The following is a 14295-nucleotide window of genomic DNA, read 5'->3' on the forward strand; positions in this document are numbered from 1 at the left end:
GCCGCCCTCGACTCAGCCTGCCGGCAGCCCCTGCCCACACAGCCAGTGCCATGTGCCCAGCACATCGACGTCCCGCAGCCGGCTCTCGGTGGAGATTGCGTACCACCCGCGCCCGGCGTCGAGGCTATGATCGAACAGCTGCACGAGATCTCCTGAAGCGAGCGCCTCTGCGGCCAAGCTCAAGCTGCCCAGCGCCACACCCTGGCCGAGCTCGGCGGCGGCGAGCGCCAGATCGCTGTCGCTGAAATTGGTGCCGTGCCAGGTGCCGTTCGGCTCGACGCCGGCGCTTCGCATCCAGTCCGCCCAGCCGGTCGGGCGCTCGTCATGGATCAGCGAAGCGCCGAGCAGGTCGACCGGGTTGCGCAGCGTGCCGGCCAGTTCCTTCGTCGCGACCGGCGACAAAAAGTCCCTGGCGATCAGCAGGCTCTCGCAGCCTTCCGGCGGCGCATCCGCATAGACGACGGCGAGGTCGAGCTCCATCGTCTCGAAATCGACCGGGGCGCCGCTGGTGTCGAGCCACGGCTCGCAGGTCGGCACCGCCCTGCGCAGTGCCGGCAGGCGATGCAGCAGCCAGCGCCGGCTGAAATCGCGCGGCGCGTAGATCACCACGCTGCCGGGTTTTCGGTAGGGCTCCAGCCGCCGATACCCCTCCTCCATCAATTCCAGGCAGCGGCGCACGGTGCGCTGGTAGTCGCGGCCGGCATCCGTCAGCCGCACCTCGCGGCCGAAGCGCATGAACAACGGCTGACCGATATGGCCTTCGAGCAAGCGCATCTGATGGCTGATCGCCGATTGGGTGAGGCCGAGTTCCTCGGCAGCGCGGCTGAAACTTTCCAGGCGCGATGCCGCCTCGAACCCCTTCAGGAACTGCGTCGGCGGGATATGCCGGAACTTCGCCATGCATGAATTCCATTCATCGGAAAGAGGAAACTTTCTCAGTTGTATGGGCAGAGAAGCCGATTAACAATGAGTTCGATACATGAATGGAGTTTTCGATGAACGCCATCGAGTTGCCGGCGCAGCAGTTGAAGATCCGCCGTCCCGCGGAGTTCGAGCCGCATCTGAGGACATGGATGGCCTGGCCTCATCGGCGCGACATGTATGGCGCCACCCTTCCCGCCATGCAGAAGGCCTATGCCGATGTCGCCCACGCCATCGCTCAGTTCGAGCCCATCGTCATGGTCGCGCATCCGGATAATGCCCAAGACGCCCGCAGCCAGCTCGGCAGCCACATCGAGGTGATTGAAATCCCGATCGACGATTGCTGGATCCGCGATTCCGGCCCGACCTTCCTGAAGCGCGCCGATGGCGGCCTTGCCGGTGTGTCCTGGCGCTTCAATGCCTGGGGCCGCAAGCACGAACCCTACGACCAGGACAACGCGCTGGCCGAGCGGCTGCTAACGCGCGAGAACGCATTGGTCCTGCGCTCCTTTCTGCATTGCGAAGGCGGCTCGCTGACCACCGACGGCGAAGGCACACTGATCGCGACCGAGACCAGCCTGCTGCACTCCAACCGCAATCCCGGCCTATCCAAGGCCTGGGTGGAGAAGGAGTTGATCCGTATGCTTGGTCTCGAAAAGGTGGTCTGGCTGCCCGGCGATCCGCTGGATCTGGAAACCGACGGCCATATCGACGGCATGTGCTGCTTCGTGCGCCCCGGTGTGGTGATGTTCGAATACAATCCCGATCCGTGCGACCTGCATGGCCGCATCCTGTCAGATAACCTCGCCGCCCTCGCCGGCCAGACCGACGCGCGCGGCCGCAGCTTCGAGGTCATTCCGATACCGGAAGCTTATGATGTCGAAGCAACCAGCGCGGTGTTTGCCCGCTCCTACATCAATTTCGCTTTGGCCAATGGCGGCGTCGTCATGCCGGATTTCGGGCGCCCCTCAAGCGCCGAAGCCAAGGCCGCCGTCGCCCGCGCCTTCCCCGACCGCCGCATCGTCACCGTCGATGTCGGCGCCGTCGTGCCGGCGGGCGGCGCGATCCATTGCATCACACAGGAACAGCCCCTGTAGCGGGTCGGCAATGAGGACATCATGGACAAGACGTCAGGCCATCATGGCAGCAGCAGGTTGGACATTCATGCCTGAGATCGCGATCAAGGCGGCCTGGGCCGAAGACTGGAAGGTCACAGTCCCTTCCGAAACCGAGCCGCATGCCAGGACCTGGATGGCCTGGCCAAGCACGCCGGCGGTCTATGGCGGACCGGGTGCCTATTACGAGAGCGTACAGGAAACGTTGGGACGATTGGCGGCGGCGATCGCCGAGAACGAGCCGGTGGCGATGGCTGCCGCCAAGGCCGAGCATGAATTGGCGGCAAAACTTTGCGGCCCCAAGGTCGAGCTCGTCGACATAGCTACCGACGACATGTGGATGCGCGATTCCGGTCCGGTGTTCGTGCGCGGCGGCGACGGCGCCGTCGCCGGAGTCGACTTCAACTTCAGCGGCTGGGGCAACAAGCAGGCGCATGCCCGCGACGCCGAAATCGCCGCCAAGGTCTCCCTGCATGTCGGCGCAGCCCATCACGTCGCCGATATCCGCGGCGAAGGCGGCGGCATCGAGTATGACGGCGACGGCACGCTGCTTCTGACCGAGAGCTGCTGGGTCAACGACAACCGCAATCCCGGGCTGAGCCGCGCCGACATCGAAGGGCAGCTCAAGGCGATCCTCGGCGTCGAGACGGTGATCTGGCTTCCCGGCGTGCGCGGCCTCGACATCACCGATGGCCATATCGACGGCTCGTTTCGCTTCGTCAAACCCGGCCTGCTCGTCGCCAGCAGCGTGACCGGCGACACTTCCGAATGGGGACGCGCCCATGCCGAAGCGCTTGCCATCCTGGCAAGGTCGAAGGACGCGCGCGGGCGCGGCTTCGAGGTGGTTTCCATTCCGGCGGCCACCGATGTGCGCTCGACCAGCGACGATTTCCTGACCAGCTATGACAACTACTACATCGGCAACGGCGCGCTCTATACGCCGCAGTTCGGCGACAGGAAAGCCGACGCCTTTGCTCAGGAGACGCTTGGCCGGCTGCATCCGCAACGCCGCATCGTCCAGCTCGAGGTCGACCGCATCTACGAAAATGGCGGCGGCATCCACTGCGTCACGCAACAGCAACCGCGATGAGGTGAGCCATGCGCCAATTGATTGCCGCCGCCGTCCAGATCTCCTGCACGGATCAGGTCGAGGAAAACCTCGACAAGATCGAAGGCCATGTCCGCGAAGCCGCCAGCCGCGGCGCCGGGCTGGTCGTGCTGCAGGAGCTGTTCGAAGGCGTCTATTTCTGCATGGACGAGGACCGGCGCCACAATGCCCGCGCCCTCCCCCTCGACGGCCATCCGACGATCGCTCGGATGTCGGCGCTGGCGCATGAGACTGGCGCCGTCCTGCCGGTATCGCTGTTCGAACGCGACGGCTCGCGCCTCTACAACACGCTGGTGATGATCGACGCCGACGGCAAGGTGCTGGGCCGCTACCGCAAGAGCCACATCCCGAACAGCCCGGGTTATAGCGAAAAGCTCTATTTCGCCGACGGCGACACCGGGTTTCGCGTTTTCGAAACCGCAGTCGGCAAGGTCGGCGCCGGTGTCTGCTGGGATCAGTGGTTCCCCGAAGCCGCCCGCGCCATGGTGCTGATGGGCGCCGAGCTGCTGGTCTATCCGACGGCGATAGGTTCCGAGCCCTCCTACAAGGGCTGGGATTCACGCGACCATTGGCAGCGCGTCATGCAAGGCCATGCCGGCGCCAATCTGACGCCGGTCATCGCCGCCAACCGCATCGGCACCGAGAGCGGCGCGGCCAACGAGATCACCTTCTACGGCTCGTCCTTCATCGCCGACCACACCGGCGCCAAGCTCGCAGAAGCCGACCGCGTCTCGGACAGCGTGATCACCGCGGCGCTCGACCTCGACGCGATCGCCGCGGCCCGCAGCAGTTGGGGCGTTTTCCGCGATCGGCGTCCCGATCTCTACGGCGTTTTGCTGGAGCCGACGCCGGGCCGCCTGCTGGCCAAGAAAGCGGCTTGATCGAACGGCCCGGCACACCCGGGCCAACCAACGGAGGAAATGATGAAACGCTGGCTCGCGCTCGCCGCGGCATGCCTTTTCGCGACCTCGGTTAAGGCCGAGGAAAAGGTCCTGCATCTCTATTCCTGGGAGTCCTATTTCGGACCGGGCACGATCGAGAAATTCGAGGCCGAAACCGGCATCAAGGTCACCTACGACATATTCGATTCCAACGACATGGTCGAGACCAAGATCCTGACCGGCGGTTCCGGCTATGACCTGATCACCATCAACCTGTCGCCGCATCTGCGGCGCGAATTGCCGACCGGCGTCTGGGCGGAGCTCGACAAGAGCCGCCTGTCGAACCTCGGCAATCTCGACCCCGCCCTTGAAGCCCGCCTCGACGAGGTCGACAAGGGCGGAGCCCATGGCGTGCCGTGGATGTGGGGCACGACCGGCGTCGGCTACAATGTCGACAAGGTGCGCGCGATCATGCCCAACGCGCCGGTCGACTCGCTGCGCATGCTCTTCGATCCGGAGATCGTCAAGAATTTCGCGCCCTGCGGCGTCACCATGCTCGACGACGCCGAACAGGTGCTGGGCTTGGCGCTGATCTATCTTGGTCTCGATCCGGACACCACCGATCCGCAGGTGTTGCAGAAGGCAGTGGATGTGGTCGCCAAGGTGCGCCCTTACGTGCGCAAATTCCACTCGTCCAGCTACATCAACGATCTTGCTGAAGGCGACGCCTGCGTCTCGCTCGGCTTCTCCGGCGACATGCACATCGCCGACATAAGGGCCAAGGAAGCCAAGCGCCCCTATTCCATCGCCTATCGCCTGTCGAAGGAAGGCAATCTGGTGTGGGCCGACATATTGGCGATCCCCGCCGACGCTCCGCATCCGGAAGCCGCCCACGCCTTCATCGACTTCGTGCTGCGCCCCGAAATCGCGGCGTCCGCCGCCTCCGACACCGGCTTCTCGACGGCCAACAAGGCGGCTCTAGCGCTGCTCGACGAAAAACTGCGCTCCAATCCTGATCTCTATCCGTCGCAAGAAGCGCAAAAGCGCTTCCATCTGCCGAAGGCGCTCGACCAGAAGGCGCTCAAGATGTGGTCAAGAGCCTGGGATCACGCCAAGGGGCTGGAGTAGCGCAGATCAAGCGAGCATGCCGGGTCAGGTTCGAGCTGGGGCCTGACCATCTGAGCCGCCGCACTGTTAATCCCCAACGACGCCTGTCGACACCAGGGTTTCGAAATACTCGACCTTGAGGTCAAACGATTTGAGCAGCTTCTGGGTACTTGGCTTGACGACGGCGTCATCGAAATCGCCTTTGATGAAATGCGCAGCCGCATCCATGTTTTCCCAGAAGCTCATGACCACGAGTTCGTTGTCGGTTCCGTTGACCTTGCGCGCCAGTGTCGCGCCGAGATGACCGGGAAGTTCGGCCATCTCGACGAAAGTTGTCCGCCGCAAGTGATCCGCATAGGTGTCCAGCACCTCGTCGGAGCCGGCGAAGGCCCGCCAGAAACGAATGATCATGCTTTCCCCTCCGGGTTGCGATTGATCGCCGGATGATTTCCGGGCTGATCGAAACACCAAGCTAAACCGTCGCGAACACCACCGTCTGCAGCAGCCCGCCGCTCGGCCGGTTCTCCAGCCGGATCGTTCCACCGTAGCGCTCGATGATTTCCTTGGCGATTGCCAGTCCGAGGCCGGCGCCGGGAATGAATTGCGTGCGCGCCGGATCGACGCGGAAGAAAGGTTCGAAGGCCTTGTTCAAAAGATCCGGCGGGATGCCCGGTCCGCGATCGGCGATGGCGAGAACGGCCTGGCCGCGCTGGGCGGAAAGCGAGACGGTGCAGTTCTTGCCATGCGTCGCCGCGTTGACGATCAGGTTGCGGAGCGCGCGCCGCAGGCCGAGCGCGCCGGCCTTCACCGAGACCTTGTCGAGATGGTCGACCGAGACGGCGTGGCCGAGCGTGACCATTTCCGCCTCGATGTCGCGGACCAGCCGGTCGAGTTCCAGCGGCTCGACCGCGTCCTGATTGACCTCCTCGCGCACCAGGCGGATGGCGCTGTCGGCGATGCGGTCGAGCTCGTCGAGGTCGCTCAGCCATTTTTCGCGGTCCTCGTCGAGGAACTCGGCTCTGAGCCGCATTCTAGTCATCGGCGTCCTGAGGTCATGACCGGCGGCTGCGACCAGGCGCATGCGGCTTTCCATCGCCGTCTTCAACCGCTCCGACAGCTCGTTCAGCGCGCGCGCTGTCGCCCGCACTTCGGCCGGTCCTTTTTCCGGCACGGCCGCCAAAACACCGTCCGATCCGATCTTGCTGACGGTGGCTTCAAGCATTTCCAGCGGCCGCACCAGCACGCCGGTGAAGTAGATCGATACCGGCGTTGCGCCGAGCACGATCAGCGCCATCCAGCCCGCCAACCCGTACCAGACATCGCGCGGCGGGCCGAAATCGGGAACGTCGACGATCATCCAGCGATTGTCGGGCAGCGCGACCGAGGCGACCATGCCGGGCCTGCCCTCGTTGCGGGTGACGACGGCCGACACATCGAGGCCGTCATGGCGAAGGATTTCGTTCAGCACCCGCGTATGCTTGCGGTCTGCGATGCCGGCTGCCGGACGGTCGCTGACGGTCACCGGCGCATCGCCTGCACTCTGCGCGTGGCCGGGAACGAGTTGCACCATGTATTGTATCTGATGCGCCAGCGGCCCCATGACCAGTTCGGGCGAAGGGCCGCCGAGCACCTTCACCGCAACGAAGGTCGCAAGCCCAACCACGCCGAGGATCGAGACGACGAGAAGGATGATCAACCGGCGGCGCAGTGAGGTCATGTCTCGGCCTCAGCGGTCTCGACGCGCGCGGTGAGCTGGTAGCCGCCATTGCGCACCGTCTTGAACAGCGCCGCCTCGCCCGCTTCGGCGAACTTCTTGCGCAGCCGGCTGACCAGCACGTCGACGGAGCGCTCCAGCGGATCGCGCTCGCGCCCTTGCGTCAGGTCGAGCAGCTGGTCTCGCGAGAGCAGCCTGCCGGGACGGTCGAGGAAGACCTGCAGCAGATCGAACTCGGCGCCGGTCAGGTCGACAGCCGCGCCCTCGGCATCGATCACCTTGCGCGTGTCCGGCTCCAGCCGGTAGCCGGCGAAATGATAGACGCGCACCTTGGGCGGTGCCGTCTCTTCCGGCGCGGCGCGCCTAAGCACGGCGCGGATGCGGGCCGAAAGCTCGCGCGGGTTGAACGGCTTGCCGAGATAGTCGTCGGCGCCAAGCTCCAGCCCGATGATGCGGTCGACATCCTCTTTTAGCGCCGTCAACAGGATCACCGGTATATGCGGCTTGCGGTCGCGCAAGGACCGGCAGATGTCGAGCCCCGAGCCGTCCGGCAGCATGACGTCGAGCACGATGAGGTCGAACTGGCCTGCGCCAAGCTTCTGCTCGCACTCGCGCCGGTCCGCCGCCACCGAGACGCGAAACCCTTGGCCGTCGAGATAGCGCCCGAGCAGCGTGCGGATTTCGCGGTCGTCGTCGACGACGAGGATATGGGGTTGCGCCTGCATTACCGGCCCGCCTCGTATTGTTCGTCTCTGATTATAGGAAGAGCCGCGCATCAGCGGCATGGAAAATTGCAACCGAGTGTTTCTGCCGGGCATGCGGAAACATTCGGAAACAAATCTCCATTTTGCGGAAACCTTCGGCAACGCTGAGCCGCAAAGCGGCAAAAGAGGCTTCCTATCCTCCATGCATCCGAAGCACGCAGGAAAGGAACAACGTCATGCGAAGCAGACTTTTGGCGCTCGGCCTCTTCTCGGTCACGGCCATCCACCCGGTGCTCGCCGCGCAGCCGGAGCCCGGCGCGCCAGGCGACCAGCCGCCCGCCATTGACAGGCAGGACGATGCGGGGCCCGGACGGGCACCCTGGCACGGCCCGCGCTGGGCAATGCGGCACGGACCGGAGGATTTCGGCCCTCGTCATATGGGCCCGCCGCCGCCCGAAATGCTCGCGGCTCATCTGTCGTTGCTGGAGACCCGCATCGGCATCCGCTCCGAGCAGCTCGACGCCTGGCGCGACTACACCAGCGCGCTGCAGGCGGTGCTGGCGCCGCCGCCGCGGCCCGATTTCGGCCCGGGCGGCACCGGGGCTCCGGGCGCCGATGGCCCCCCGCCGGCAGACGGACCAAAGGCTCGCGATCCCTTCGCCTTCCAGGAAAAGCTGGCCGACGATGTCACGGCGCGCGCCCAATCGGCGGCCAAGCTGAAGGACGCGATCGCCGCGCTCCGCACCAAGCTGACGCCCGATCAGCTGCAAATCCTTGCTTCGGCGGATCGACCGCACGGCCCGCCCCCCGGTCCCTGGGGCGGTCCGCCGGATGCAGCCGGACCCGGAGGTCCGCCCGCCGAGGGCGGACAGCTCCCGCCACCCCTACCCCGGAATGGCGAGCAACTCTGACCCGGTGGCGCCGGCCGGCCCGATGACCCACCCGTTCTAGGGCCGGCCGGTTCTTCACCTCCAACGAAATCGCATCGCGCCGCCGCCCGAGCGGCGCGAAACGGAGAGCACCATGTGGGAAGCGTTCATGCTGCTGCGCCAGATCGCATCCGTCGCGCCCGGCCTGGCGATCGGCCGCCGCGCTCCGCAACCGACCCTTCCGGCCGACATGATCAAGGACGCGATCCGCTTGAACTTCGAAGGATATCGGCTGTCGCTTCCGATCGCTTCGCCGAAGATCAAAACCGATGACCGTAAAATTGCGTAAGAAACACCTTCTCCTGCTTGCCCTGCTGGTCGTGGCCGCCGTCGTCGTCGCGCTCAACGCCTATGGCCGCGCCACGCCCGAACCGGCGCCGGCCGCCACGCCGGTGCGGGCGGCGACGCTCACCGTTGCGGTGGAGAAGGTCGTCCCCCAAACCGTCACGGCCTCGATCAGCGCGACCGGCACAGTCGCGGCCTGGCAGGAAGCGACGATCGGCGCCGAGGAGAACGGCCTGCGCCTGACCGAGGTCCTGGTACAGGAGGGAGATCATGTGAAACTAGGCGATGTCGTCGCCCGGCTCGAGGACACGCTGCTCAAGGCGCAGCTCGCCGAGCAGAAGGCCGCCGTCGCCCAGGCGCAGGCGACGCTAGAATCCGCGCAATCGGCCGCCGCCCGCGCGCAAAAGCTGCTCGCGAGCAACGCCATCAGCACCGAGACCGCCGAGGATAAGACCACCGCCGTCAAGACCGGCAGAGCCGCGCTCGACCAGGCCGAGGCGGCAGCCGACATGCTGCAGGCACAGCTCGACCGAACCACGATCCACGCGCCTTTCGACGGTATCGTTTCCACTAGGCCGGCCGTTGCCGGCTCCATCGTCCAGGCCGGCACTGAATTGATGAAGATCGTGCGCGACGGCAGGCTGGAGGTCGGCGTGCTCATCCCAGAGAAGGATCTCGCCGCGATCTCGGTCGGCCAGCAGGCAACCATTACCGACGCCGCCGGCCGAGATTTCTCAGGCAGCGTCTCCTCGATCGCCGAGACCGTCAATTCCACCACCCGTCTCGCCACCGTCTATGTCAGCGTCGGCGAAGGCTCGGGCCTGAAGCCCGGCATGTTCGCCCGCGTCTCGATCGCGACGGCCAGTTCCAGCCTGCTGAGCGTCGCCGAAGCCGCCCTCGTCTGGCACGACGGCAAGCCAGCGGTCTTCGTCGTCGATGGCGCCGGCAAGGCCAATGCGCGGCCGGTCGTGACCGGCACCCGCCAAGATGGCCGCGTCGCCATCCAAAGCGGGCTTTCCGAAGGCGACAGCGTCGTTGTTGCCGGGGCCGGCTTCCTAAGCGACGGCAATCTCGTGCGCGTCGTGGCGGCTGAGGCCGAACCGTCCGCCTCGGCGGAGGCGACGCCATGAACGCCATCTCTTCCTGGTCGATCCGCAATCCGGTTCCGACCATCGTGCTCTTCCTGTCGCTGACGATCGCCGGCATCTATGGCTTCGCGCATCTGCGCACCAACAACATGCCGGACATCGACCTGCCGACGGTGACCGTCACGGTGTCGCAGCCGGGCTCGGCGCCGAGCGAGATGGAGGTCCAGGTCGCGCGGGTCATCGAGAACGCCGTGGCGACGCTCGAAGGCGTCGACGACGTCTCCACCTCGATCAGCGAAGGCTCGTCCGTCACCACGGTCGAATTCACGCTGGGCACCGATCCCGAGACCGCCACCAACGATGTCCGCAACGCGGTGTCGGGCGTGCAGGCCAATCTTCCGGCCGCTGCCCAGACGCCGGTGGTGGCCAAGGTCAACGCAACAGGCAATGCGGTGCTGACTTATGTCGTCGAAGCGCCGGCAATGTCGCCCGATCGGTTGAGCTGGTACATCGACAACGACGTCGCCAAGGTCCTGCTTGGCGTCGACGGCGTCTCCAAGATCACGCGCTCCGGCGGCGTCGACCGCGTTATCCGCGTCGAACTCGATCCCGACCGCCTTGCAGCGCTCGGCATCAGCGCCAGCGACGTCAGCCAGACGCTTGCCTCCAACAACGTCAACCAGCCGGGCGGGCGCGCCACCATCGGCGGCCAGGAGCAGTCGGTGCGCACGCTGGCCAGCGCCACCACGGTCGAGGCGCTGGCCGACACCCGCATCGCGCTAAGCGGCGCCGGCGACGTGAAACTCTCCGACCTCGGCAAGGTGGTCGACTCCTGGGAGAAGCCGCGCCAGGCCGCTTACCTCGATGGCCGCGAGGTCGTCGCCTTCAATGTCTACCGTTCGGTCGGCTCGAGCGAGATCGACGTCGTCAAGGCCGCGCGCGCCGCGATTACCGACATGGGCGCCAAGACCACCGCGGCGAAGTTCACCGAGGTCACCTCCTCGTCCGGCTTCGTCCAGGAGAGCTATGACGCCGCGCTCGAAGCGCTGTGGCTCGGCGCCCTGCTTGCCGTCGGCGTGGTCTGGCTGTTCCTGCGCGATATCAGGGCCACACTTGTCTCGGCCGTCGCCATGCCGCTGTCGCTGATCCCGACCTTCGCGGTGATGGCGACCTTCGACATTTCCCTGAGCAACATCACCTTGCTGGCGCTGTCCTTGGTGGTCGGCATCCTCGTCGACGACGCCATCGTCGAGATCGAGAACATCGTGCGCCACATGCGCCAGACCGGCGTCAGCGCCTATCAGGCTGCGATCGAGGCTGCCGATGAGATCGGGCTCGCCGTGGTGGCGACCACCGGCACCATCGTCGCGGTCTTCCTGCCGGTCGCTTTCATGTCCGGCATCCCCGGCAAATTCTTCCTGAGCTTTGCCGTCGTCGTCTGCGTGTCGGTGCTGTTCTCGCTCTTGGTGGCGCGGATGCTGACCCCGCTGATGGGCGCCTATCTGGTGCGCGCCGGCGGCCATGACGAAGATGATATGCCGGCCTGGGTGCCGGCCTATCTCTGGCTGCTGCGCAAGGCGCTCGGCCATCGCTGGATCACGCTCGTCGCCGGCATCGCCTTCTTCGCCGGCTCGATGCTCTTGGCGACGCAGTTGCCGACCGAATTCATGGCCGCCGCCGATCGCGGCCGCTCGATGATCTCAGTTGAGCTGCAGCCGGGCTCGACGATCGAACAGACGGCGGCCGTGGTGCAGGACATCACCAAACGTCTCAAGCAGGAGCCGGCCGTCGACAGCATCTTCGCCACGATCGGCACAGCGGCCTCTTCGGGTGGAGGACCGAACCAAAGCGCGTCCTCGGCCGAGGTTCGGACGGCCACCGTCACGGTCAATCTTAAGCCGCGCGCCGAGCGCACGATGAGCCAGCAGCAGTTCGAGGCCGAGGCTTCGCCCAGGCTCAACGACATTCCGGGCGCCCGCATACAATTCGGCGCCGACGGGTTCTCCGGCGCAAAAGTCTCGATCACGCTGGTCGGCGACGACGGCGCGGCGCTCGAAAAGGCAAGCGACGCGCTGATCGACCAGATGAAATCGGTTCCCGGATTGATCAACCCCACCTCGACCGCCGCCACGACCAAGCCGGAGCTGATCGTGCGCCCAGACAGCGCCAAGGCGGCCGAGCTCGGCGTCACCCCGACCGAGATCGCCGCGACGGTCAAGATCGCAACCATCGGCGACACCGACACCAGCCTGGCGAAGTTCAATCTCGGCGACCGCCAGGTCTCGATCGTCGTGACCTTGCCGGATGGCGCCATCGACGATCCGGCCAAGCTCGCCATGCTGCCGCTGACCGGCTCCAAGGGCATCGTTCCGCTCGGCGCCGTCGCCGATATCGGCTTCAACGCCGGCCCGAACAGCATCACGCGTGTCGACAGAAGCCGCAGCGCGACAATAGAAGCCGATCTCTCGGGCCTGACGCTGGGCCAGGCGACAGAGGCCATCCGCGCTTTGCCGGTCATGAGGAACCTGCCGGCCGGCGTGCATGAGCTGGCGCGCGGCGACGCCCAGCGCATGGAGGAACTATTCTCGGGCTTCGCCACCGCGATCGCCGCCGGCATCATCCTGATGTATCTGACGCTGGTGCTGCTTTTCCGCAGCTTCGTGCAGCCGGTGACCATCCTGGTCGCGCTGCCGCTCTCGGTCGGCGGCGCGCTCGGCCTGCTGCTCGCCACCGGCAAGGCGCTTGGCGTGACGCCCCTGATTGGCATATTGATGCTGATGGGCATTGCGGCCAAGAACTCAATCCTGCTTGTCGAGTACGCTCTGGTCGCCGAAAAGGAGCATGGCATGAGCCGCTTCGACGCACTGCTCGACGCTGCCCGCAAGCGCGCCCGGCCCATCGTCATGACCTCGATCGCCATGGGCGCCGGCATGCTGCCGATCGCGCTCGGCATCGGCGCCGATGCCGAGACCCGTGCGCCGATGGCGATCGCGGTGATCGGCGGGCTGCTCTCCTCCACCGTGCTCAGCCTCGTCTACGTGCCGGTCGTCTACACCTTCATGGACGACATCCAGCGCTTCCTTGCCCACCATCTCGGCAAGCTTTTGGTCGAACAGTCCGGCGCCGAAGGCCGGCCCGCAACCGCAATTCCGGGGAAAGATCCAGATGCCTATCCCGTCTAGCCAATCTCCTTCGACGAGTTCACGCCGCCTGGCGCCCTTCGCCGGAATCCTGTGCGCCACGCTTCTTCTGGCGGCCTGCTCGCAGGAGAAGAGCCAGGTTCCGGCCGGCATGGGCGGCGCCGGGCGACCCGAGGTCGGCGTCGTCACGCTGCACCCGCAATCGGTCGCGATCACCGCGGAATTGCCTGGACGCACGGCGGCTTCGCTCACCGCCGAAGTGCGCCCGCAGGTCAACGGCATCATCCAGCAGCGCCTGTTCCTGGAAGGCGCCGAAGTGGTGGCAGGGCAGCCGCTCTATTTGATCGATCCCGCGAGCTACAAGGCAGCCTATGACAGCGCGGTCGCCGCGCAGCAGAAGGCGGAAGCGGCGGTGCCCACGGCGCAGGCCAAGTTCGACCGCTATTCCGGCCTGCTGCAGCAGAAAGTCGTCTCCAAGCAGGACTTTGACGACGCCGCCGCGACGCTGGCGCAGGCACAGGCCGATGTCGCATCGGCCAAGGCCAGCGTCGAGACGGCGGAGATCAGCCTCGACCGCACCTCGATCACATCGCCGATTGCCGGACGCATCGACAAATCGTCGCTGACGCCCGGCGCGCTGGTCACCGCCAACCAGGATACGCTGCTGACCACCATCCGCGCGCTTGACCCGATCAATGTCGACGTCACGCAATCCAGCACCAACCTGCTCAATTTGCGCCAGGCGATCAACGAAGGCCGGATCAAGTTCAGCGGCCCCAATGTCAGCGTCAAGCTGAAGCTCGACAACGGCACCATCTATGCGCAGAGCGGCAAGCTGGAATTCGCCGGCGCCAATGTCGATCAGTCCACCGGCACCTTTGCGCTAAGGGCCCAGTTCCCCAATCCCGACCGCCTGCTCCTGCCCGGCATGTATGTGCGCGCCATCGTCGAGGAAGGCGTCGCGCAGAACAGTTTTCTGGTGCCGCAGCGCGGCGTCACCCGCGACCCGAAGGGCCAGGCGACCGCGATGGTGGTCAACGCCCAGGGCAAGGTCGAGCAGCGGACGCTGAGCGTCCGCAACAGCGTCGGCAACAACTGGTTGGTCGATTCCGGCGTCAGCGACGGCGATCGCGTGATCGTCGAGGGCCTGCAGTTGGTGCGCGCCGGCGGCGACGCGACGGCGGTCGAGGTGACGGTCGACGAGACGACCGGCGAGATCAAGGATCGCGAGCAAAGCTCAGCCTCGGCCGCGCCTGCGGGCGGTGCCGCAAAACAGCCCGCCTCTGGCGCAACCGGGAACTGA

General features: G+C 65.9%; 13 protein-coding genes. 9 read left to right on the top strand and 4 right to left on the bottom strand.

The window, feature by feature from the left end:
• Positions 1-12: 12 nt before the first annotated feature.
• Complete coding sequence (locus FJ988_RS05490; protein ID WP_140815741.1) at positions 13-900, bottom strand: LysR substrate-binding domain-containing protein; 888 nt, start codon at positions 898-900, stop codon at positions 13-15.
• Positions 901-995: 95 nt separating this feature from the next.
• On the opposite strand from FJ988_RS05490, the gene FJ988_RS05495 reads away from it, so the two are divergent.
• The 4 genes from FJ988_RS05495 to FJ988_RS05510 all read left to right on the top strand — a co-directional run bounded on the left by FJ988_RS05495 (position 996) and on the right by FJ988_RS05510 (position 5153).
• A complete protein-coding gene (locus tag FJ988_RS05495) occupies positions 996-2018 on the top strand; it encodes an agmatine/peptidylarginine deiminase (RefSeq protein WP_181183425.1) in 1023 nt (340 codons plus the stop codon).
• Positions 2019-2085: 67 nt separating this feature from the next.
• Positions 2086-3126 (top strand): agmatine/peptidylarginine deiminase, encoded by a 1041-nt coding sequence (locus FJ988_RS05500; RefSeq protein WP_140815743.1) that lies wholly within the window; start codon positions 2086-2088, stop codon positions 3124-3126.
• 8 nt (positions 3127-3134) lie between these two features.
• Positions 3135-4025: an N-carbamoylputrescine amidase gene (aguB, locus tag FJ988_RS05505; RefSeq protein WP_140815744.1), complete on the top strand. Its 891-nt coding sequence runs from the start codon at positions 3135-3137 to the stop codon at positions 4023-4025.
• A gap of 42 nt (positions 4026-4067) precedes the next feature.
• Positions 4068-5153: an extracellular solute-binding protein gene (locus tag FJ988_RS05510; protein ID WP_181183426.1), complete on the top strand. Its 1086-nt coding sequence runs from the start codon at positions 4068-4070 to the stop codon at positions 5151-5153.
• Between the two features lie 66 nt (positions 5154-5219).
• Here FJ988_RS05510 and FJ988_RS05515 read toward each other — a convergent pair whose 3' ends face one another.
• The 3 genes from FJ988_RS05515 to FJ988_RS05525 form a co-directional block, all read right to left on the bottom strand.
• Complete coding sequence (locus FJ988_RS05515) at positions 5220-5543, bottom strand: antibiotic biosynthesis monooxygenase (protein ID WP_140815746.1); 324 nt, start codon at positions 5541-5543, stop codon at positions 5220-5222.
• Between the two features lie 61 nt (positions 5544-5604).
• Positions 5605-6849: an ATP-binding protein gene (locus FJ988_RS05520; RefSeq protein ID WP_140815747.1), complete on the bottom strand. Its 1245-nt coding sequence runs from the start codon at positions 6847-6849 to the stop codon at positions 5605-5607.
• Complete coding sequence (locus tag FJ988_RS05525; protein ID WP_140815748.1) at positions 6846-7571, bottom strand: response regulator; 726 nt, start codon at positions 7569-7571, stop codon at positions 6846-6848. Before FJ988_RS05525 ends, FJ988_RS05520 begins: the two co-directional genes overlap by 4 nt.
• Positions 7572-7786: 215 nt before the next feature.
• On the opposite strand from FJ988_RS05525, the gene FJ988_RS05530 reads away from it, so the two are divergent.
• From FJ988_RS05530 to FJ988_RS05550, 5 genes are all read left to right on the top strand, one after another.
• On the top strand, positions 7787-8461 hold the full coding sequence (locus FJ988_RS05530) for a hypothetical protein (protein WP_140815749.1): 675 nt from the start codon (positions 7787-7789) through the stop codon (positions 8459-8461).
• A 127-nt stretch (positions 8462-8588) separates the two neighbouring features.
• On the top strand, positions 8589-8768 hold the full coding sequence (locus FJ988_RS05535; RefSeq protein ID WP_246688435.1) for a hypothetical protein: 180 nt from the start codon (positions 8589-8591) through the stop codon (positions 8766-8768).
• Positions 8749-9894 (top strand): efflux RND transporter periplasmic adaptor subunit, encoded by a 1146-nt coding sequence (locus FJ988_RS05540; RefSeq protein WP_140815751.1) that lies wholly within the window; start codon positions 8749-8751, stop codon positions 9892-9894. Before FJ988_RS05535 ends, FJ988_RS05540 begins: the two co-directional genes overlap by 20 nt.
• On the top strand, positions 9891-13034 hold the full coding sequence (locus FJ988_RS05545; protein WP_140815752.1) for an efflux RND transporter permease subunit: 3144 nt from the start codon (positions 9891-9893) through the stop codon (positions 13032-13034). Before FJ988_RS05540 ends, FJ988_RS05545 begins: the two co-directional genes overlap by 4 nt.
• Positions 13018-14295 (top strand): efflux RND transporter periplasmic adaptor subunit, encoded by a 1278-nt coding sequence (locus FJ988_RS05550; protein WP_140815753.1) that lies wholly within the window; start codon positions 13018-13020, stop codon positions 14293-14295. Before FJ988_RS05545 ends, FJ988_RS05550 begins: the two co-directional genes overlap by 17 nt.

This window comes from Mesorhizobium sp. CU3, from assembly GCF_006442965.1.
In the GTDB taxonomy this organism is placed as follows: Bacteria; Pseudomonadota; Alphaproteobacteria; order Rhizobiales; family Rhizobiaceae; genus Mesorhizobium.